The sequence below is a fragment of the Nocardioides sp. genome (assembly GCF_029937575.1).
In the GTDB taxonomy this organism is placed as follows: Bacteria; Actinomycetota; Actinomycetes; order Propionibacteriales; family Nocardioidaceae; genus Nocardioides.
On record NZ_JAPYPS010000004.1, the window covers coordinates 95874 to 116810 of the forward strand.

General features: G+C 68.1%; 20 protein-coding genes and 2 tRNA genes. 15 read left to right on the top strand and 7 right to left on the bottom strand.

The window, feature by feature from the left end; genetic code table 11:
- Nucleotides 1–3: 3 nt before the first annotated feature.
- From rsmG to rpmH, 6 genes are all read right to left on the bottom strand, one after another.
- Nucleotides 4–690 (bottom strand): 16S rRNA (guanine(527)-N(7))-methyltransferase RsmG, encoded by a 687-nt coding sequence (gene rsmG / locus Q1K33_RS02720; protein ID WP_300400302.1) that lies wholly within the window; start codon nucleotides 688–690, stop codon nucleotides 4–6.
- A 79-nt stretch (nucleotides 691–769) separates the two neighbouring features.
- Complete coding sequence (locus tag Q1K33_RS02725; RefSeq protein WP_300400304.1) at nucleotides 770–1327, bottom strand: R3H domain-containing nucleic acid-binding protein; 558 nt, start codon at nucleotides 1325–1327, stop codon at nucleotides 770–772.
- Nucleotides 1324–2334, bottom strand: a complete 1011-nt coding sequence (yidC, locus tag Q1K33_RS02730; RefSeq protein ID WP_300400307.1) for a membrane protein insertase YidC — start codon at nucleotides 2332–2334, stop codon at nucleotides 1324–1326. Before yidC ends, Q1K33_RS02725 begins: the two co-directional genes overlap by 4 nt.
- Before the next feature lie 5 nt (nucleotides 2335–2339).
- Nucleotides 2340–2642, bottom strand: coding sequence for a membrane protein insertion efficiency factor YidD (gene yidD / locus Q1K33_RS02735; RefSeq protein ID WP_300400309.1), 303 nt, complete (start codon nucleotides 2640–2642; stop codon nucleotides 2340–2342).
- Nucleotides 2639–3010 (bottom strand): ribonuclease P protein component, encoded by a 372-nt coding sequence (rnpA, locus tag Q1K33_RS02740; protein ID WP_300400311.1) that lies wholly within the window; start codon nucleotides 3008–3010, stop codon nucleotides 2639–2641. The genes yidD and rnpA overlap by 4 nt, the downstream gene beginning before the upstream one ends.
- Before the next feature lie 64 nt (nucleotides 3011–3074).
- Complete coding sequence (gene rpmH / locus Q1K33_RS02745) at nucleotides 3075–3212, bottom strand: 50S ribosomal protein L34 (protein WP_134765807.1); 138 nt, start codon at nucleotides 3210–3212, stop codon at nucleotides 3075–3077.
- 630 nt (nucleotides 3213–3842) lie between these two features.
- Between rpmH and dnaA the strand changes: the two genes are divergently transcribed.
- The 15 genes from dnaA to Q1K33_RS02820 all read left to right on the top strand — a co-directional run bounded on the left by dnaA (nucleotide 3843) and on the right by Q1K33_RS02820 (nucleotide 19504).
- The gene (gene dnaA, locus Q1K33_RS02750; protein WP_300400317.1) at nucleotides 3843–5336 is read left to right on the top strand and encodes a chromosomal replication initiator protein DnaA; all 1494 of its coding nucleotides are present in this window, start codon (nucleotides 3843–3845) and stop codon (nucleotides 5334–5336) included.
- A 400-nt stretch (nucleotides 5337–5736) separates the two neighbouring features.
- The gene (dnaN, locus tag Q1K33_RS02755; protein WP_300400319.1) at nucleotides 5737–6891 is read left to right on the top strand and encodes a DNA polymerase III subunit beta; all 1155 of its coding nucleotides are present in this window, start codon (nucleotides 5737–5739) and stop codon (nucleotides 6889–6891) included.
- A gap of 64 nt (nucleotides 6892–6955) precedes the next feature.
- The gene (gnd, locus tag Q1K33_RS02760; protein ID WP_300400322.1) at nucleotides 6956–7870 is read left to right on the top strand and encodes a phosphogluconate dehydrogenase (NAD(+)-dependent, decarboxylating); all 915 of its coding nucleotides are present in this window, start codon (nucleotides 6956–6958) and stop codon (nucleotides 7868–7870) included.
- A gap of 10 nt (nucleotides 7871–7880) precedes the next feature.
- Complete coding sequence (gene recF, locus Q1K33_RS02765) at nucleotides 7881–9086, top strand: DNA replication/repair protein RecF (protein WP_300400325.1); 1206 nt, start codon at nucleotides 7881–7883, stop codon at nucleotides 9084–9086.
- Complete coding sequence (locus Q1K33_RS02770) at nucleotides 9061–9660, top strand: DciA family protein (RefSeq protein WP_300400327.1); 600 nt, start codon at nucleotides 9061–9063, stop codon at nucleotides 9658–9660. Before recF ends, Q1K33_RS02770 begins: the two co-directional genes overlap by 26 nt.
- 338 nt (nucleotides 9661–9998) lie before the next feature.
- Entirely contained in the window at nucleotides 9999–12110 is a 2112-nt protein-coding gene (locus Q1K33_RS02775) for a DNA topoisomerase subunit B (RefSeq protein ID WP_300400400.1), read from the top strand.
- 128 nt (nucleotides 12111–12238) lie between these two features.
- Nucleotides 12239–14968 carry a DNA gyrase subunit A gene (gene gyrA, locus Q1K33_RS02780; RefSeq protein ID WP_300400330.1) on the top strand — a complete coding sequence of 910 codons (2730 nt, stop codon included), beginning with the start codon at nucleotides 12239–12241 and terminating at the stop codon, nucleotides 14966–14968.
- A complete protein-coding gene (locus Q1K33_RS02785; RefSeq protein ID WP_300400332.1) occupies nucleotides 14968–15564 on the top strand; it encodes a DUF3566 domain-containing protein in 597 nt (198 codons plus the stop codon). The genes gyrA and Q1K33_RS02785 overlap by 1 nt, the downstream gene beginning before the upstream one ends.
- Before the next feature lie 112 nt (nucleotides 15565–15676).
- Nucleotides 15677–15750 (top strand) — tRNA-Ile (locus Q1K33_RS02790).
- Between the two features lie 37 nt (nucleotides 15751–15787).
- Nucleotides 15788–15919, top strand: a complete 132-nt coding sequence (locus tag Q1K33_RS02795) for a DLW-39 family protein (RefSeq protein ID WP_300400334.1) — start codon at nucleotides 15788–15790, stop codon at nucleotides 15917–15919.
- A 19-nt stretch (nucleotides 15920–15938) separates the two neighbouring features.
- Nucleotides 15939–16011: transfer RNA gene (locus tag Q1K33_RS02800), tRNA-Ala, on the top strand.
- A gap of 224 nt (nucleotides 16012–16235) precedes the next feature.
- Nucleotides 16236–16643, top strand: coding sequence for a hypothetical protein (locus tag Q1K33_RS02805; RefSeq protein ID WP_300400336.1), 408 nt, complete (start codon nucleotides 16236–16238; stop codon nucleotides 16641–16643).
- A 121-nt stretch (nucleotides 16644–16764) separates the two neighbouring features.
- Nucleotides 16765–17946, top strand: a complete 1182-nt coding sequence (locus Q1K33_RS02810) for a PfkB family carbohydrate kinase (RefSeq protein ID WP_300400338.1) — start codon at nucleotides 16765–16767, stop codon at nucleotides 17944–17946.
- The gene (locus Q1K33_RS02815) at nucleotides 17943–18575 is read left to right on the top strand and encodes a 7-cyano-7-deazaguanine synthase (RefSeq protein ID WP_300400341.1); all 633 of its coding nucleotides are present in this window, start codon (nucleotides 17943–17945) and stop codon (nucleotides 18573–18575) included. The genes Q1K33_RS02810 and Q1K33_RS02815 overlap by 4 nt, the downstream gene beginning before the upstream one ends.
- Nucleotides 18572–19504: a nitroreductase family protein gene (locus Q1K33_RS02820; RefSeq protein ID WP_300400343.1), complete on the top strand. Its 933-nt coding sequence runs from the start codon at nucleotides 18572–18574 to the stop codon at nucleotides 19502–19504. The genes Q1K33_RS02815 and Q1K33_RS02820 overlap by 4 nt, the downstream gene beginning before the upstream one ends.
- Nucleotides 19505–20013: 509 nt before the next feature.
- On the opposite strand, the gene Q1K33_RS02825 is transcribed toward Q1K33_RS02820, so the two are convergent.
- A complete protein-coding gene (locus Q1K33_RS02825; RefSeq protein WP_300400345.1) occupies nucleotides 20014–20934 on the bottom strand; it encodes a hypothetical protein in 921 nt (306 codons plus the stop codon).
- Nucleotides 20935–20937 lie beyond the last annotated feature (3 nt).

A 20937-nucleotide genomic window follows, 5' to 3' on the forward strand; every position in this document is an offset into this window, starting at 1 on the left:
AACTCATCGGCCATGTGGTCGCCTCGGCTTCCGTCGGGGGCCCTTCGATCCCGTGCCGGAGCCGGACGAACGACTGGCGGGCAACGATACCGACGATGGCTCCGCCCACGCGATCCGTACGGCCCACGTGGTCTCCGAAACCCGACCCACCCCGAGCTCCGCGACGCGTGGCGCCGTGGCGCCCAGGCGAAGCAGCTCCGGTGTGGCCTCCTCCACCTCGTCCAGGACGGCGCTGCCCTTGAGCGCCACCATCTCGCCGTGGCCCGACACCAGCGGCAGGCACCACCCCGCCAGCTTCGGCAGGGCTGCCACCGCCCGTGACGTGACGACATCGAACTGCTCGACGCCGTGGAGGGCGTCCGCACGCCCGCGGACCACGCGGACGTTCGTCACCCCGAGGCGAGAGACCACCTCGTCAAGGAAAGTCGTACGGCGTAGCAACGGCTCCACGAGGGTGACGTGGACGTCGGGACGCGCGATGGCCAGCACCAACCCGGGAAGCCCCGCACCGGAGCCGATGTCGGCAACTGTTGCTCCCCGGGGGACCGCCTCCTCGAGAACCGCGCTGTTGAGGAGGTGCCGCTCCCACAGACGTGGCGCCTCGCGGGGTCCGATGAGACCCCGCACGACCCCGTCGGTCGCCAGCGCGCGGGCGTACTCCTCGGCTTGTCCCAGACGATCAGCAAACACCCCCCGGGCCGCATCCGGCACGGGGGGTGTCGCTGTTTCACGTGAAACCGAGGGATCCGACATCACGCCACCTGGTCCATCAACGGGGCAGGACCACCACGAAGCGGCGTGGCTCCACGCCCTCGCTCTCCGACGTCAGTCCCTGCTCGGCGACGGCGTCGTGCACGACCTTGCGCTCGAACGGCGACATCGGGTCCAACGACACCGGAGCACCCTCCTCGCGGACCTTCGCCACCGTCTGCTCCGCGAGCTCGACGAGCTCGGTGCGCTTCTGTGCCCGATACCCCGCTACGTCCAGCATCAGCCGGGTGCGCTCGCCGGTCTCCCGGTACACCGCGAGCCGCGTCAGCTCCTGGAGTGCCTCGAGGACCTCACCGTCGCGACCCACCAACATCTGCAGGTCGCCCCCGACGATGGAGACCGCAGCTCGGTCGCCCTCGACGTCGATGTCCAGGTCTCCGTCGAGATCCGCGATGTCGAGAAGCTCCTCGAGGTAGTCGGCTGCGAGGTCACCCTCGGCCTCCAGCTCCTCGACCCTGCTGCCCCCTGCTCCCCCGGACGGCGCAGCCTCGGCTGCCCCCTCCACGTCGTCCTGCTCCAAGGTGACCTCGGACTGAACCTCTGCGTCGGCGCTCATCGCCCGCCTCTCTGCTTCTTCTTGCTCTGGTTCTGGCCGCCGGCAGCACCTGCCTGGCGTTGGGACTTCGACTGCCGCTTCGGCTGCTCGCGCACGGCCGGACGACGGTCCGTCTCCGGCTCGGGCTCGGGCTCCATCTCACCGGAGGCGATGCCCTCCTCGCGCGCCTTCGCCTTGTCGCGCTCCTGCTTGGCGGTGAACGCGGGCGTACCGGGTGCGGGGTTGTTGCGGATCACGTAGAACTGCTGGCTCATCGTCCACAGGTTCGAGGTCGTCCAGTACAGCAGGACGCCGATCGGGAACGCGATGCCACCGAGGCCGAAGACCAACGGCAGGACGTACAAGAGCATCTTCTGCTGCTGAGCGTAGGGCCCCGACATCGCGTCGGCCGGCATGTTCTTGCTCATCAGCTGACGCTGGGTGAAGAAAGTCGTGGCGGTCATCGCGATGACGAGCACCAGAGCCACCATCATCACGCCACCGTCCGGGGTGTCCCCCCAGGTACGCGCGCCCCAGAAGGACTCGTAGATCGGGACGGTGCCGCCGATCTTCGCCTCACCGAACTTCGTGGCCAGGTCGACCGTCAGGAACCCGTGCGGCGTCTGGTTCTTGGCCGCCTGGTCCAGCAACCGGAACAACGCGAAGAAGATCGGCATCTGCAGCAGCAGCGGCAGGCAGGACGCGAACGGGTTGGTCCCGGCGTCCTTGTAGAGCTTCATCGTCTCTTCGCCGAGCTTCTGGCGATCATGGCCGAACTTCTTCTGCAGCTCCTTGACCCTGGGCTGGATCAGCTGCATGTTGCGCTGGGACTTGATCTGCTTGACGAACAGCGGGATCAACGCAGTCCGGATCACCACGGTCAGCCCGACGATCGACAGCGCCCAGGCGGTGCCGCCCTCGGGGCTCAGGAACAGGCTGAAGAACTTGTGGAACCCGATCAGGATCGCCGAGATGACGTAGTACAGCGGCGTCATGATGAAGCTGCCGATTGCTGAGAAGACTCCCACGCGGATCAAGCTCCTTGATGATGGATCGAAGACGACTCGCACACGTCAGGCGAGCACTCGGACGACTCGGGGGACTCGGGCTCGACGGCCCCCTTCTTGGGCGGGACCTTGTCGACGCCCCCCGGCGCCCATGGGTGACAGCGTGCCAGGCGCCGCCCAGCCAACCAGCTGCCCCTGATGCTCCCATGCACCTGAACCGCCTCGAGGGCATAGGCCGAACAGGACGGGTAGTAGCGACAGACCTCGCCGTACAACGGGCTGATCAGCAGCCGGTAGACGCGCAGGAGCCCGATCAGCAAGTACTTCACCGGCCCACCCTCCCGGCCCGAGCGTCCAGCGGTGCATCGAGAGCCCGGTCGAGAGCCCGGTCGAGGTCCGCGCCCAGAGCGGCGGCCTTCGCCGAGCCGGCTGCAGGCAGTGCTCGCACGACGACGCGGGTGCCCGGCGGCAGGAGGCCCAGGCGTGCCCCGACCAGGTGGCGCAGCCGGCGCTTGACGCGGTTGCGCACCACCGAGTTGCCCACGGCCCGACTCACGACGAACCCGATCGAGGGAGCTCCCCCGATCGGGTCGATGTCGACGTGCACCACCAAGGTCCTGGACGCAGAGCGCCGTCCACGACGCGTGACGTCACGAAACGAGGACGCGTCGTTGAGACGATTCGCTGCCGCGAGCACTCAGCGCCACTGCGGTTGCAGGCGCTGCGCCAACGGCGCCATCAGCACCTCGGAGACCCGAGGCTCAGACGGCCAGGCTCTTGCGACCCTTGCGCCGGCGGTCCGACAGGATCGCCCGGCCCGCGCGGGTGCGCATGCGGAGACGGAACCCGTGCACCTTGTGACGGCGACGGTTGTTGGGCTGGTAGGTGCGCTTGCTCACGACTGGAACTTCCTTCTCATGACGACGGGCACAGCACGGAGTGCTGAGTACGTGTTGTTGACGCTGAGCCACTGGGGACCATTGGCTCTGTTCACACCGGTCGAGTGCGTGCGAGCTGACCGTGACACCCACCCGAGCACGCTCGCGGGGCCTCACCGTTCGGCTGGCACCGCCCCCCCACGGTGGTGCTGGCCCGTGGACGTGCGGCACCGGTCGACGCCGGGTGACCCACAAACGGTACGCGCTGGCGAGAAGCACGGTCAAACTCGCCACTGGTCTCTCCCCCCGGCGCAACGGCGTGTCGCGAGGCGGCCACCGGCGCAAGGATTTAGCCTGCGTCCCCCTTGACGCAGCAGCCTGTGGATGACGGGTTGCTCGGGCCGCTCCGCAGGAGTTACGTTCCCCAGATCGCCCCGGCCGGACCCGCACCGCACTCCCGCTCCTCCGCCTCCGGTCCGATGCGCCACAGAACCTGTCCGACAAGCCCCTGACCAGCACAGACGCTGAATCTCGGGTGCGCCGCACTGCCGGAGCAATTGACCTGGGCGAACGACCACCCCCGGACGTGCACAGGTTGTGGACAAACCTGTGGACCAACCACCGCCACCTCGACGAAACCGTGGACTCACCGTGACCCAGCCCACCGACCTCGACCAGGCGTGGCGCACCGTCGTCAACGACCTGCAGCCGCATCAGCAAGCCTGGCTGCGAGCCAGCAAACCCGTCACTCTCCACGAGAGCACGGCCATCATCGCCGTACCCAACGACTTCACCCGCTCCCAGCTGGAGGGCAGGTTGCGAGCCCAGCTCGAGGACGCCCTCAGCCTGAGCCTGGGACTCGAGATCCGGATCGCGGTCACGGTCGATCCGGCCCTCGACCAGGGAGACGTGGACGCGCCGCACGGCCCGGACGAAAACCAACGACTTGTCGACAAAACGACAAGTCTCCACGCGGTTCCGACTCCGCTGCCCGACCACCTCTCCGAGCACGCCAGCACCCCACGTCACGACCCGACTCTCGGGCTCGTCCCCACTCTCCACCCCGGCCACTCCCCCGCCACCGACGTCGCCAAGTCCTCGGCGCTGGAGACCCGGCTCAACCCGAAGTACACCTTCGAGACCTTCGTCATCGGCTCCTCCAACCGCTTCCCGCACGCCGCAGCCGTCGCCGTCGCCGAAGCACCCGGCAAGGCCTACAACCCGCTCCTCGTCTACGGCGACTCCGGCCTGGGCAAGACCCACCTCCTCCACGCCATCGGTCACTACGTCCGCAGCCTCTACACCGGCGCCAAGGTGCGCTACGTGTCGAGCGAGGAGTTCACCAACGAGTTCATCAACGCCATCCGCGACGACCGCCAGGACAGGTTCAAGCGCCGCTACCGCGACGTCGACGTGCTGCTCATCGACGACATCCAGTTCCTCGAGGGCAAGACGCAGACGCAGGAGGAGTTCTTCCACACCTTCAACACCCTCCACAACGCCAACAAGCAGATCGTGCTGACCTCGGACCGTCCCCCCAAGCGCCTCGAGGCGCTGGAGGACCGTCTGCGCAACCGCTTCGAGTGGGGCCTGATCACCGACGTCCAGCCTCCCGACCTCGAGACCCGCATCGCGATCCTTCGCAAGAAGGCAGCGATGGACCGCCTCACCGCTCCCCCGGACGTCCTCGAGTTCATCGCCTCCAAGATCCAGACCAACATCCGCGAGCTCGAGGGCGCCCTGATCCGCGTCACCGCCTTCGCCAACCTCAACAAGCAGGAGGTCGACATGACTCTTGCCGAGATCGTCCTCAAGGACCTGATCCCCGAGGGCGGCGAGCCCGAGATCACCGCGACGCTCATCATCGCCCAGACCGCCTCCTACTTCGGTCTCACCATCGACGAGCTGACCGGCCCCAGCCGTGGACGCCACCTCGTCATGGCGCGTCAGATCGCGATGTACATCTGCCGCGAGCTCACCGACCTCTCGTTGCCCAAGATCGGCGCCCAGTTCGGAAACCGCGACCACACCACGGTCATGTACGCCGATCGCAAGATCAACCAGCTCCTGGCCGAGCGGCGCGCGGTCTTCAACCAGGTCAGTGAGCTCACCAACCGCGTCAAGCTCCAGGCTCGCCAGGGTTGAGCTCGAGCCGCGGCTGTGGAGAGGACCCGCGCCACGGTGCGAACTACACGGGGAGGATCTGGGGATGCCTGTGCACCACCGTCAACACCCCAGTCCCCCGTCCACCGGAGCGCTCGGTCCCTCCACGTTCCCTCCACACCCCCTGTGGATGAGAATCTCCGCGTTGACCTGCAGCAACACGACTCATCCACACGTTCCACAGCTCCTATGACTACGACGGACCTGCACATGGATCGATTCTCCGAAGAACTCCATCCGGCCCACCCCCTGTGGAGAACGACCCCTGCGTGGCAGGATGCGACTCCGCACGCGTCCCGTCTCCCCTCCGGCCGCCACTGCCGATGCGCCCACCCGTGACAGCCCTGACCAGCCCTCACCAGCCCTGACCGAAGGACCCACCGTGAAGTTCCGTGTCGAGCGCGACGTTCTTGCCGATGCCGTCGCCTGGGCTGCACGCAGCCTCCCGGTCCGCCCCAGTGCCCCCGTCCTCGCCGGCCTGCTGATCGATGCCAACGACCAGGGCCTGGTCCTGTCGACCTTCGACTACGAGACGTCGGCGCGCGCGACCCTCAACGCGGAGGTCCACGACGAAGGTCGGGCACTGGTCAGCGGACGGCTCCTCGCCGACATCTGCCGCAGCCTTCCGGCCAAGCCTGTCGACATGGTCCTCGACGGCGCCCGGGTGTCCCTGACATGTGGCTCAGCGCGCTTCAGCCTCCAGACCATGCCCGTGGAGGACTACCCCACGATCCCGACCATGCCCCAGGCCACCGGCACGGTGCAGAGCGACGTCTTCGCCCACGCCGTGGCACAGGCCGTCACCGCCGCGGGTCGCGACGACATGCTGCCCGTGCTGACCGGTGTGCGGCTCGAGATCGACGGCTCCACCATCGCCCTGCTCGCCACCGACCGCTTCCGTCTCTCCCAGTGCGAGCTCGGCTGGGATCCCCGCACGCCCGACGACACGGTGGCCGCGCTGGTGCCGGCCAAGGTGCTGGGTGACACGGCGAAGTCCCTGACCGTCGGCAGCGAGGTCACCATCGCGCTGTCCGCCAGCGGTAGCGGCGAGGGTCTGATCGGCTTCGAGGGGACCGGGCCCGGCGGCGTACGTCGCACCACCACGCGGCTACTCGACGGAGAGTTCCCGAAGGTGCGCAGCCTCTTCCCCGCCGAGAAGCTGACGACGGCGACCGTCGACAAGGCCGCCCTGATCGAGTCGGTCAAGCGAGTGGCTCTGGTGGCCGAGCGCAACACGGCCGTGCAGCTCGCCTTCAGCGAAGGGGTCCTGACCCTCGACGCCGGTTCCGGCGACGAGGCCCAGGCCTCGGAGTCCATCGAGGCGACGATCGTCGGCGAGGACATCACCACGGGGTTCAACCCACAGTTCCTGCTCGACGGACTCGGCGCCATCGACCAGCCCACCGTGGAGCTGTCGTTCACCCAGGCCTCGAAGCCCGTGGTGCTGAGCGGGATCCTCGAGCCGGGAGCAGACGGGTCCGGTCAGGTCGACCCGGGCTTCCGCTACCTGCTGATGCCGCGCCGCCTGCTCTCCTGAGAGGCTGGACCTGCGAGCCGCACCACCGCGGCCGGCCATGCCAACGCACTCCAGGAGGCACCAGATGCACATCGGACTCGTCGGGCTCGGCAAGATGGGTGGCAACATGCGCACCCGGTTGCGCAACGACGGACACACCGTGGTCGGCTACGACCGCGACCCTGACCTCGCAGATGCCGATAGCCTGGCGGCGATGGTCGCCGCGCTCCCCGACGACGGCCCGAAGGTCGTGTGGGTGATGGTCCCGGCCGGCGGACCCACCGCCGCGACCATCGCCGAGCTGGCCGACCTGCTCGGAGAGGGCGACCTGGTCGTCGACGGTGGCAACTCGAAGTACACCGACGACCAGGAGCACGCCGACATGTTGGCCGAGCACGGGATCGGCTTCGTCGACTGCGGTGTGTCCGGGGGAGTGTGGGGCCTGGAGAACGGCTACGCCCTGATGTGCGGCGGCTCGCTCGACGACGTCGCCAAGGTCCAGCCCGTCTTCGACTCGCTCAAGCCCGCCGAGGGTGGCTTCGTGCACGCCGGCACCAAGGTCGGGGCCGGTCACTTCTCGAAGATGGTCCACAACGGCATCGAGTACGCCGTGATGCAGTCCTACGCCGAGGGATGGGAGCTGCTCGAGGCCGTGGACCTGGTCGACAACGTCACTGATGTCTTCGACTCCTGGCGCGACGGCACCGTCATCCGCTCCTGGCTCCTGGACCTGCTGGTGGCGGCGCTGCGTGAGGACACCCACCTCGACGGACTGCGCGGCTACGCCGACGACTCGGGGGAGGGCCGGTGGACCGTCCAGGCGGCGATCGACCACGCCGTACCCATGCACGTGATCGCGGCGTCGCTCTTCGCCCGCTTCACGTCGCGCCAGGACGACAGCCCGGCGATGAAGGCGATCGCCGCGATGCGCAACCAGTTCGGTGGCCACGCGGTCCACACGTCTCCGCCGCCGGGCGGGGACGCTGCTTCGCAGGACTGAGGACCGGCGCGTGCACGTCTCCCACCTCGCGCTGCACAACTTCCGCTCCTACACGCTCGCCGACGTCGAGCTCGGCCCGGGCGTGACGGCGTTCGTCGGTCGCAACGGTCAGGGCAAGACCAACCTCGTCGAGGCCATCGACTACCTGTCACGGCTGTCGTCCCACCGGGTCTCCTCCGACGCGCCCCTGATCAAGGCCGGGGCGCCGCAGGCGATCGTGCGGGCGGCGGTGGTCAAGGACGGGCGGACGGCGGTGCTGGAGGTGGAGCTGAACCCCGGAAAGTCGAACAAGGGACGAATCAACAAGTCGACATTACCGCGGGTGCGCGACCTCGTGGGGCTCGTGCGCACGGTGGTCTTCTCCCCGGAGGACCTCACGCTGGTCAAGGGTGACCCGGGCGACCGGCGACGCTTCCTGGACGACCTGCTGGTGCTCACGTCCCCGCGGTTGAGCGGGATCCTCTCCGACCACGACCGGATCCTGAAGCAGCGCGCGACCTTGCTGAAGACCGCCGGGAACGCCCGCCGGGGGAGCAGCAGCGCGGAGGGCGCGTTGAGCACCCTCGACGTGTGGGACAGCCACCTGGCCCGCGTCGGTGCAGAGCTGCTGGCCGAGAGGATCGCCCTGGTCACCGAGCTCACGCCGTACGTCGGCGCGGCGTACGCCGCCGTCGCTCGTGGAGCCTCACGTGATGATGCCGGTCTCGACTACAAGGCGTCCTTCCAGCTCCCCGACATCGACGCGGTTGCCCCCGAGAGGGGGCTGCTGGAGCAGGCCCTCCTGGACGAGCTGGTCCGTCGACGCCCCGACGAGCTGGACCGCGGCGTTTGTCTCGTGGGCCCCCACCGTGACGACCTCGTGCTCAGCCTCGGGCTGACCGAGCCCGGCGGCGAGCAGACGGCCGTCGAGGGAGCTCGACTCCCGGTCAAGGGCTACGCCTCGCACGGCGAGAGCTGGTCGTTCGCCCTGGCGTTGCGGCTGGCGTCGTACGACCTCTTGCGCTCTGACGGAGACGACCCGATCCTGATCCTGGACGACGTCTTCGCCGAGCTCGACACCGAGCGCCGCACCCAGCTCGCGGCCCTGGTCGCCGATGCGGAGCAGGTGCTGGTCACCGCAGCAGTGCCCGCCGACGTCCCGGAGGTGTTGGCGGGCGTGCGCTACACGGTGGCGGGGGGAGAGGTGAGTCGTGACGGAGGAGACCCCACCGCGTGACGCCTCCGCCCCTGGCGCCGGCGAGGACGCGACGGCTCGAGCGGACGATCCCGTCGAGGACGACGGACCGCACCGCGACGACGGACTCGACCTCGCCCGCTCGTTGACGCAGGCGACGGCCGGCACCACGCCGGCCGCCCGACGGCGCGCCCGGCCGCGAACGCGGCCCGGGAGCGAGACCCGCCGCGGCCGCCTCTCGGGAGCCCACCCCGACGACCGCGATCCCCAGCTGCTCGAGGGGGAGATGGACCGCCTGGTGGGGGAGCGGGGCTGGGCCCTGCCGCTGCGGATGCGCGCAGTCTTCGCCCGGTGGCCCGAGCTCGTCGGCGGTGAGGTCGCCGAGCACTGCTCGCCCGAGTCGTTCACCGACGGCACGCTCGTCGTGCGCACCGACTCCACCGCGTGGGCCACCCAGCTCAAGTTGCTCACCCCGACCATCGTGCGCCGGCTCAACGAGGAGCTGGGGCACGGCACCGTCCTGGTCATCGAGGTGCTCGGGCCCCACCTGCCCACCTGGAAGAAGGGACCCCGCTCGGTGCGCGACGGGCGCGGTCCCCGCGACACCTACGGGTGATCCAGGGTGAGCGCACCACAGCCGATCTGCGGGCCGCGCCGACGTACAGGGCCCTGGATGACACCCCCGGAGGCCGCTGAATCGGCTCGCAGGACCCGTCCCCGGCCGATTTCATCCACAGATGTGCGCATCCGTGAGGCGCAGTGCGTGATTCCCGGCCCTGTGAGGGGTATCATGGCGATCGTTGGTCGCAGCCGTGCGCACTCGTGAGCGGCGCGACCTTCGCCATGTTCCCCTCCAGGCGAAGAGGTCTCCGCGTGACCGAGCAGTCCAGCCCCGACGACACTCCCCAGGACACCACCGAGGAGGCGAGCAGCGCGGCCCCGACGGGGGAGTCCCTGCCGGCGGACGCGCCCGCTGACCTCCCGGCAGGACTGCGCAGCAACGCCGTCGACAGCGACTACGACGCCTCGGCCATCCAGGTGCTCGAGGGCCTCGAGGCCGTGCGCAAGCGTCCCGGCATGTACATCGGCTCCACGGGCGAGCGCGGTCTGCACCACCTCATCTGGGAGGTCGTCGACAACGCGGTCGACGAGTCGCTGGCCGGGCACTGCGACCGCATCGTGCTGACCCTCCTGGCCGACGGAGGCATCCGCGTGGAGGACAACGGCCGCGGCATCCCGACCGACACCGCCGCCGGCCAGGAGCTGCCCGCGCTCACCATGGCGCTCACGCTGCTGCACGCGGGCGGCAAGTTCGGGGGTGGCGGCTACAAGGTCTCCGGTGGACTGCACGGAGTCGGCATCTCGGTCGTCAACGCCCTGTCGAGCAGGGTCGTCGCCGAGGTGAAGAACCGCGGCCACCAGTGGCGCCAGAGCTTCTCGATCGGCGTGCCCGAAGGCGACCTCGAGCAGATCCGTCCGATGGAGCCGGGCGAGCGGACGGGCACGACCATCACGTACTACGCCTCGCCCGAGATCTTCGAGACGGTCACCTACAACCTCGAGACCATCACCAGCCGGATCCGCGAGATGGCGTTCCTCAACAAGGGCCTGGAGATCGTGGTCCGCGACGAACGACCCCAGGCCGCCGAGGTCGTCGACGCGATCGAGGACGACACGGTCGACCCGGACGACGAGGGCGGCATCGACGACGCCGGCCACGACGCGATCCAGCGCGGGGCGAGCGGCGGCATCGAGCAGGTCTTCAAGTACGACCGTGGCCTGGTCGACTACGTCGAGCACCTCAACCGCCGCAAGACGGTCGCCAACCCCTCGGTGATCGCCTTCGAGGCCGAGACCCCGGAGAACGCTCCCGGTGACCACATGAGCCTCGAGGTCGCCATGCAGTGGAACACGACGTTCTCGGAGTCGGTGCACACCTTCGCCAACACCATCAACACCCACGAGGGCGGCACCCACGAGGAGGGCTTCCGCACCGCGCTGACCACGTTGGTCAACGACTGGGGCTTCGAGTGGGGGCTGATGAAGAAGCCCGAGGACCGGGTCAAGGGCGACGACATCCGCGAGGGCCTGACGGCGATCATCTCGGTCAAGCTCGGCGAGCCCCAGTTCGAGGGCCAGACGAAGACCAAGCTCGGCAACACCGAGGCCAAGGGCTTCACGCAGCGCATCACCAACGACCAGCTCGGCGACTGGTTCCAGCGCAACCCGGCCGAGGGACGCGACATCGTGCGCAAGGCGCAGGCCGCGGCGCACGCCCGGATCGCTGCTCGCAAGGCCCGCGACCTGGCCCGCTCGCGCAAGGGTCTGCTGGGCGGCGGAGGACTGCCCGGCAAGCTGTCGGACTGCCAGTCGACCAACCCCGAGGAGTGCGAGGTCTTCATCGTCGAGGGCGACTCGGCCGGCGGCTCGGCCCGCCAGGGCCGCGACTCCCGCGTCCAGGCGATCCTGCCGATCCGCGGCAAGATCCTCAACGTCGAGAAGGCACGCATCGACAAGGTCCTGGCCAACACCGAGGTGCAGGCGATCATCTCCGCCCTCGGGACCGGCATCCACGAGGAGTTCAGCCTCGACAAGCTGCGCTACCACAAGGTCGTGCTGATGGCCGACGCCGACGTCGACGGCCACCACATCAACACGCTCCTGCTCACCTTGCTGTTCCGGTTCATGAAGCCGCTCATCGAGCACGGCTACGTCTACATGGCCCAGCCCCCGCTCTACCGGATCCGCTGGACCGGGCCGCCGGCCGACCACGAGTTCGTCTACTCCGACGCCGAGCGGGACACGATGATGGCCCACGGCCTCGAGCAGGGTCGCAAGCTCCCCAAGGAGAACCCGGTCCAGCGCTACAAGGGTCTCGGTGAGATGAATGCCGACGAGCTGTGGGAGACCACGATGAACCCCGACCAGCGACTGATGCTGCAGGTCACCCTGGACGACGCCGCCCACGCCGACGAGATCTTCTCGATCCTGATGGGCGAGGACGTCGAGCAGCGCCGCTCCTTCATCCAGCGCAACGCCAAAGACGTCCGCTTCCTCGACATCTAATCAGTCGCCGCGATGCACGCGCCCCGGCGGCGTTGTCGTCGCTCGGCGGCCAGACCCGGACCGCCTTCGCTCCTCCGCCTTCCCAGGCCACGCGCCTCACGACGCTGATCAACAGGAATGAGTAGACAATGACGCAGACGCCTACCGATGGAGCTCCCCCCGAGGGACCCGGCGGCCGGATCGAGCCGATCGAGCTGCAGACCTCGATGCAGCGCGCCTACATCGACTACGCGATGGCCGTCATCGTCGGTCGGGCGCTGCCCGACGTACGCGACGGTCTCAAGCCGGTGCACCGCCGCGTGCTCTACGCCATGTACGACGGCGGGTACCGCCCCGACCGCGGGTTCTCCAAGTGCTCGCGCGTGGTCGGCGACGTCATGGGTCAGTACCACCCGCACGGCGACTCGGCGATCTACGACACCCTCGTGCGCCTGGCGCAGCCCTGGGTGATGCGGGCGCCGCTGGTCAACGGACAGGGCAACTTCGGCTCGCCGGGCAACGACGCCGCGGCCGCGATGCGGTACACCGAGTGCCGGATGGCGCCGCTGGCGCTCGAGATGGTGCGCGACATCGGCGAGGACACCGTCGACTTCGGACCCAACTACGACGGTCGCTCGCAGGAGCCCGCCGTCCTGCCGGCGCGCTACCCCAACCTGCTGGTCAACGGCTCGGCGGGAATCGCGGTCGGCATGGCGACCAACATCCCGCCGCACAACCTGCGCGAGGTCGCCGAGGGAGCCCAGTGGGCGCTCGAGCACCCCGACGCCTCTCGTGAGGAGCTCCAGGACGCACTGATCGAGCGGATCAAGGGGCCCGACTTCCCCAACGGCGCCCTGATCGTGGGTCGCGAGGGCATCGAGCAGGCCTACCGCACCGGCCGCGGCTCGGTGACGCAGCGGGCCGTGATCGAGATCGACGAGGACGCCAAGGGCCGTACCTGCCTGTCGATCACCGAGCTGCCCTACATGGTCAACCCCGACAACCTGGCGCTGAAGATCGCCGAGCTGGCCGACTCCGGCAAGGTCCAGGGCATCTCCGACGTACGTGACGACTCCTCGGGGCGCACGGGTCAGCGGCTCGTCGTCGTCCTCAAGCGCGACGCCGTGGCGCGGGTGGTGCTGAACAACCTGCTCAAGCACACCGAGCTGCAGACCAACTTCAGTGCCAACATGCTGGCACTGGTCGACGGGGTGCCGCGCACGCTGTCCATCGACCAGTTCGTCAGCAACTGGGTCGCCCACCAGGTCGACGTCATCCAGCGCCGCACACGCTACCGGTTGGCCGAGGCAGAGCGCCGGGCCCACATCTTCCGGGGACTCGTCAAGGCGCTCGACGCGCTCGACGAGGTGATTGCGCTGATCCGCCGCTCTCCCGAGGTGGACGACGCCCGCCAGGGCCTGATCGACCTCCTGGACATCGACGACGTCCAGGCCGAGGCGATCCTCAGCATGCAGCTGCGCCGCCTCGCGGCGCTGGAGCGCCAGAAGATCATCGACGACCTGGCAAAGATCGAGCTCGAGATCGCCGACCTCGAGGACATCCTCGCCAACGAGGCACGCCAGCGTCGGATCATCGGCGAGGAGCTCGCCGAGATCGTCGAGAAGTACGGCAACGACCGCCGTACCCAGATCATCGCCGCCGACGGCGACCTCTCGATGGAGGACCTGATCCCCGACGAGGACCTCGTCGTCTCGATCACCCGCGGCGGCTATGCCAAGCGGACCCGCGCCGACCAGTACCGCACCCAGAAGCGGGGCGGCAAGGGTGTGCGCGGGGCGTCGCTGCGCGGCGACGACGTGGTGGAGCACTTCATCGCCACCACCAACCACCACTGGCTGCTGTTCTTCACGACCGCCGGGCGTGTCTACCGGACCAAGGCCTACAACCTCCCGGAGGCCTCGCGTGACGCCAAGGGCGGGCACGTCGCCGGGTTGCTGAGCTTCCAGCCGGACGAGTCGATCGCCCAGGTGCTCGCCATCCGCGACTACGACCAGATGCCCTACCTGGTGCTGGCCACGCGCAGCGGGCTGGTGAAGAAGACCCGGCTGGGCGACTACAACAGTCCGCGCCAGGCCGGGGTCATCGCGATCAACTTCCGCGAGGCCGACGACGAGCTGATCGGCGCCGAGCTCGTCGACGCCGAGGACGACATCCTGCTGGTCTCCCGCAAGGGGTCGGCGATCCGGTTCAAGGCCGAGGACAGCCAGCTGCGACCGATGGGTCGCGCCACCTCCGGGGTCTCGGGGATGAAGTTCCGCACGCCCGACGACGCCGTGCTGTCGATGTCGGTGATCCGTGCCGCGCAGATCGCCGTCGAGGACGCCTCCGAGGACGCGATGGAGGAGGCCGACCTCAAGGTCCAGTACGTCTTCACCATCACCGACGGGGGCTTCGCGAAGCGTTCTCGGATCAGTGAGTACCGCGTCACCAACCGCGGCGGGCTCGGGATCAAGGCGATGGCGCTGGCCAACGAGGACCGCGGCGGCCTCGTGGGTGGCTTCATCGTCGAGGACGGGGACGAGATCCTGTCCATCACCGCGAGCGGGCAGGTCGTGCGCAGCCCGATCAACGAGGACTTCCGGGTGACCGGTCGATCCACGATGGGTGTGAAGTTCGTGAGCCCCAAGAAGGGCGACTCGGTGGCCGTCGTGGCCCGCTCGGTCGAGGCGAAGGTGGTCGAGGAGGTCGCCGGCGAGGCGGAGGACGACGCGGCCGTCGGGGACCCCGCCGAGGACGACGCGGTGGGCGGTGTTTCCGTCGATCAGGGCGCGGATGCCACAATCGAGCCCGAAACCGCCGTACCCGACGCAGACGCACCCGACGCGGATGCCCACGAAGCAGGGGAGGATGAAGGCTGATGACCGAGAGGTCCGCTCCGCCCCCACCGCCGCAGGCGCCCGCCTCGGGCTCGTCGTCAGACACGAGGACCTCCACGTCCCAGGACGGGACTCCCGACGACGCCACCGCCGTACGACCCGGCTTCGCCGAGCGGCTGCAGGCCAAGCTCGCGGCGGGCCTCGGCTCCGCCTCGGACGACTCCCAGGGCTCGTCGGCGCCGGTCGCGGCGCCGAAGAAGCCGCGCGGGCCGCGGCGTGCTCGGCTGCGGTTGACCCGGGTGGACCCCTGGTCGGTGATGAAGACGTCGTTCCTGCTCTCGATCGCCTTCGGCATCGTGACCGTCGTGGCGGTCGCGATGATCTGGAACGTCCTCGACTCCGCCGGTGTCTTCGACTCCGTCAACCAGACCGTGCGCGACGTCGTCGACGACCAGTCGACCGCGACCTTCGATGTGCGCGACTACGTCGGCACCGACCGCGTGGTCGGCTTCACGATGCTGGTGGCCGCGGTGGACGTCGTCCTGCTCACCGCGATCGCCACGCTGGGCGCCTTCCTCTACAACATGTCCGCCGCCCTGCTGGGTGGCGTCGAGGTCACCCTCGCCGAGGACAACTGAGCGGCTCGTCGACCGGACGCGGACCTGTCGGGAGACCGCAGGTCAGCCCCATTTTGGGCGCCTCCGCGTGCGTGGGGTAACGTTCACTCGCCGCCGGATCCGGCGTGCTCACGGGCCTATAGCTCAGGCGGTTAGAGCGCTTCCCTGATAAGGAAGAGGTCGCAGGTTCAAGTCCTGCTAGGCCCACCCGACAACCCTGTCCCCGCGTGTACGGAGCCCGACCATGAAGAAGATCGTGTTGCTCGCCCTGGCCGCCGCCGGCGCCGCGGTCGCCCGCAAGAAAATCTCCGAGGGCCGCGCCGAGCAGGCGTTGTGGGCCGAGGCCACCGACGCGGTCACCAGCAACCACAACTGAAGCTCACCCGCACCATCCAGGGGCCTTGGCGCAATTGGTAGCGCACCTGCTTTGCAAGCAGGGGGTTAGGGGTTCGAGTCCCCTAGGCTCCACCGAGAGAAACCGCAGGTCAGCCTGCGGGTTTCGTTTCCTGAAATCCTCTACGTTAGTTCGCATTTGACGCTGTGGGGGACTGGTGGGGGAAGTGGTCGACTCTACTGTCTGATGCCGCTTCGAATTGTTAGTACACGCGACGCGCGCACCGCTGCGACAAGGTTTGTCCCCACGCTCCCGTACCTTGAGAGTGCGTGTCCATCGTTCGACGCGCGCACACGCTGTGGAGGTTGAGATGAGTGGTGGCGGAGGCGCTGGGGATACCCAGTTCACCCGGGACTCGTTCGCGTCAGTCCCGGCGGGGAGCGAGGGGCTCGGTGCTGCCGGCGGTGGCAGCTCGCTGAACTGTGACGCATTGGTGTTCGTGGCGCGCCTGCGGAACGTGGACCCGGGCGAAGCGGACGAGATAGCGGTCGGTGACGTGTTGTCGGTCGTCTACGACCCGAGCCCGATTCCGGTCATTGCCGTCTTTCGTCGCCTCCCCGGAGGCAGGCATCCGACCACAGCGGTCGGTGCGCTGCTGGATCGGCTCGGTGAGCTCCTTCAATGCCTAAAGTCATCGCGGGAGTTCGAGGCGGAGGTGCAGAGCATCAGCGGGGGGGACATCCGAGTGCTGGTTGGTCCCGCCTGACCGTATCGAGCACGGGCTCGCATGCCTAACTGGTAGGCGGCAGGATGGGTTCTGGACCTGGATGTGGACGGATGGGAGCGGTGCGTTGAAGATTGTGGGCGGTACGTACACCGAGAAGTGCGTGAATCCGGAGTACCACACCCTTGCTGGCTCAGGTCTTCGAGCAGCGGCAACTCTGGCCGATTCCGGAACCGACGTGCACCTCTACTCCGCCACGCACCGGCGTGAGCGGGAAGTCGCCCAGATTACGGCCGCTACCCTCGGTGTCGCGGCCGACTGGACCGACCGCACCCGTTCCGTAGGGTTCTCCTACTTCACGCCCTTGGGCGCCCCGCTCATCAACGGCGCCGGAACTGCCATCGCTGACGAGATCTCAGTTGAAGACGACACCGTACTGGTGTTTGGAATGATTGAGGCCGGTCGCGTCTCGGCGAAGGGGCGCCGCGTCGTAGTGGACCCACAGCGTCCGCGTGGATTGAACGACGACGACCTTCCGTTCGTGACTGCGGATGAAGTTGCCTGGACGCTGAACGAACGTGAAACCAAGCAGCTGGCCGAAGAATCCGACGTGAAGGTTGGCGCAAAGGCCCTGCTGGACAAGTTCGGCCTGACGGCTGTCATCACCAAACGCGGCCCGCGCGGTGCGTTGGTGACGACCGCCAACTACCAGGAAGAGGTCGGCGCCTACCAGACCAGCAGTGTGTTCCCGATTGGGTCCGGAGACGTCTTCGCCGCCGCGTTCGCGTTTGCGTGGGGCCACGCCAAGCACGATCCGGTCGCAGCAGCACGGATTGCCTCCGCGGCAGCGGCGCACTGGTGCGAGACGACTGACTACCCGACGCCACGCCAGGTGCTCGGAGGTGCCGCGGCGCGTAGGGTGGTTCCGCCGGACACCACCTCGAAGGTCTACCTCGCTGGCCCCTTCTTCAACTTGCAGCAACGGTGGCTGGTCGACGTCGCCCGGGACTCGCTGGCACCCGGGGTCTGGTCGCCGTTTCACGAGGTCGGGCCTGGCGGCATCGAAGTCGCGCAGAAGGACCTCGACGGACTGAACCAGTGCGACGCACTGCTCGCACTCATCGACGACGACGACCCCGGGACCATCTTCGAAGCCGGGTACGCAACCAATATGGGAATCCCCATCGTCGGATACGGCGAGCAGGGCAACGCAGATGGCCGCAAGATGCTTCTCGGGTCAGGTGCGAGTCTCTACACCGACCTCTCCACCGCGGTGTACCAGGCCGTCTGGGCCGCAGCGAGAAATGCCGATGAGCGCCGCAGTACGGGTCGCCGCAGCGGATGAGTGACGCTGGCTCGACGCTGCTCCTGCTGTCGGGCGGGCACGACTCAATTGCTCTGGCCGCCTGGCTGCGCCCAGACGCGTGCCTGACCATCGACTACGGACAGCGGCCCGTGGCAGGAGAGATACGAGCCTCGAAGGCCGCGACCGCAGCACTCGGGCTCAACTGGCACCATCTGCGGGCTGACCTCTCCGCGGTCGGCTCCGGGTTGATGCACGACACCGGCGACGATGACGAGGTGGCCGGGGCCGTCACTCCCGGCTCCCCCAGCCCCGAGTGGTGGCCCTACCGCAACCAGTTACTAGTTTCCCTCGCGGCCTCGTGGGCGCTGCCGCGTGGCTTCACCGAACTCGTAGTCGGATCCGTCGCGCCCGACGGCGCCCGCCACCGTGACGGCACAGCGGACTTCTACGAGCGGCTCGACGCTGTTGTCTCGTTTCAAGAAGGTGGACTGCGCGTTAACGCTCCGGCAGTCGGGATGACGACCGTCGAGCTTCTCGAAACCTCCGGCGTGCCCGACGCAGTGCTGGCGTACGCACACTCCTGCCACTTGGCGGAGTACCCGTGCGGGCTGTGTCCCGGATGCCGCAAGCACGCTGAGGTACTGGCCCAGGCCGGCAGGCTGCAGTGACCGCCGAGGTGCCAGACGCGGAAGACGAGTCGGGTCCCGTCGAGCCCGTCGACCGGGCCGCGGGGTTGGAGTTCGCGCAGCTCGTGCTTGCGGAGGCAGCCCTGGTCCAGCCTGTGCCCGACGCCCGGTTCGGTACAGGATCAACCGACCTGCTCGCACCAGAGCAGCCGCTGCGTACTATCGACGTGGCAGCACTCTTCGCAGGCCCGATCGTACCGGCACGAGACCGGTCGGTGGCCGAGGCTCTCGAGGTGCGTCGCAGTCGGCGGACCTTCGACGCGCTACCGGCCGACGAGTTGGTAGCCGCGCTTCGACAGGTCTTCACTCTTCAGGGCTTCGCGCCCGCCGATGACGGTGGCGTCCGACGGTTCCGGCCCGTTCCCTCGGCCGGTGGAAGGCATCCGCTGGTTCCTCTTGTCCTCGTCGAGGATGTTCCTGGCCTAGATCGCGGCCTGTGGCGGTTCGACACAGACGCCGACCTCCTCCACCTCGTGGCACCGGACGACGATGCGGGCTTGGCTCGGGCATGGGCTGGGGCCTGTACCGCAGGGGCGTTCGATCGACGTCCGCCAGCCGTCATCGTCCTCGCCGCACGTTTTGACGCGACCCTGGCCAGGTATCCGCACGGGTCGTCGTTGGTGTGGCGAGACGCCGGCGTCGCGCTCGGCTACCTCCACCTTTCAGCCACCAGCCACGGGCTGAGTTCTTGCATCCTCGGGACCAGTGGCCTTCTGAGCGGGGCGCTCCTGGCCGCGTGTGGAATCACCGGCCAACTCGTCGGCGACGTTGGAGGCTTGGCGGTCGGCCGCAGTTGTCCAGGTGACTGCTATGGAATGGCAGTGGAAGCACTGGAACGCGGCGACCCCTGCTTCAGTGGGTTGCCGGCATGCGGTAATTGCCTGCAGCGCGGGCACGGCATCAACGCGTAGCCGTCGTCGTCGTCGCCGCGAGCGATCACACCGAACGTGTCACTGGTGGGGTTCCGCGGCTGATGAGGCGGTCGCGTCTGAAATGTGCTGGTGCCGTGTTAGGCGTAGGTCATCGAAGGCCTGACACGCGGCAGCGACAAGGTCGTCGATGGAAAGATGTTCGTGTTCGATCCACACGGCACGGATGGTTCGACGTATTCGCAGATACTCCCGAATGCCCGCCGGGTGTGCTGTCGCTTCGAATCTGGCCCCGACAGGAACTGGAGCCCAACCGGAGTAGCCCCACTCCAGGCCGCTCAGGGTCGGGCCTCTGGCAGCGATCGCGGCCTGATCGGCTATGCACATGAGCGCATACACTCGCGGAGAGGACAGCGGAGAATGCCCTGCGAGCTTCCGCAGGCGCCGTTCAACCGAGACTGCGCGCGCTTGAGTACGGATCGGTAGGTCGGTGCGCCGCTGTGTGGCGTCCGGGTACCGCGGAACTGTCTTCCAGACGAGAAGTGCGGTCGTCATGTCTGCGGACCGCCCTTGCGGTCGGTAGTTTGGCCAGGGCCCTCCGGGGCGGTGTGTTCGAGTTCCCTCTCCACGGCGGCGAGCGCGACAGCCAGGTCCCGCTCGCGTTGAGACATCGAGTTCTTGAGTTTCGCTTGGGACGGCGTTCCGTTGGCCTTTGCGAACTCGACGACCAGCATGCCGATGGTGCGGCCCTGGGCCGGGTCCTGGATGGGGGCGAACATGTAGAAGTAGGTCTCCATGCGTAGGTCAGCGGCCACGGCTGGGGTGACGAAGCCGTGGGTGACCATCCAGTTCTCCCAGGCCGGGCGTGTGCCGCCAGGCACTCGAGGTGTGGACACTGTGTAGATCGAAACCCGCTGCTTGGTGAGAGCTTCACCGACGAGGCCGGTGTCGTCAGGGATCGTCGCGCGGCCGTCACGGACATCCTCGAAGGCGTGGTTGCTGGAGAATCGGGCGCGGCGCACCAGCTGACGCCTTGTCGTACTGTGCGAGTACAGGCTGATGCGGAACTCGGTACCGGGTGCGATTTCGAGGTCGTCCCGGGTGTGCAGAAGGCGGGAGCGCAGGCCCTCCTGAAGCGCTCGTTGAAGCGCGGCGACTCGCTCCTCGGCGTTCGCGGCGCGAGTTTCAGCGTTGAGGAGACTTTCCTCGAGCTTGGTGCGCTGACGTTCGCGATTCCCGTGGGTGAAAGTCGCGAAGACGAGGAAGACGAAACCGCCACCAACCAGGGACCAGCCCCAGATGAGGGCCTTCTTGGTCAAGGCGGTGTAGTCGTCACTACCGAGCAGGATGGCGCCGACGGTAAGGCCGGCGGTGCCGAGGAGGGACGCTGCGTGGGGCGCCCAACGCCAGATGAACTTGCCCGCACGTTTGAACCAGCCGTCCTGGTTCGAGGTGCTGTCTTCGTTGCTCATCGC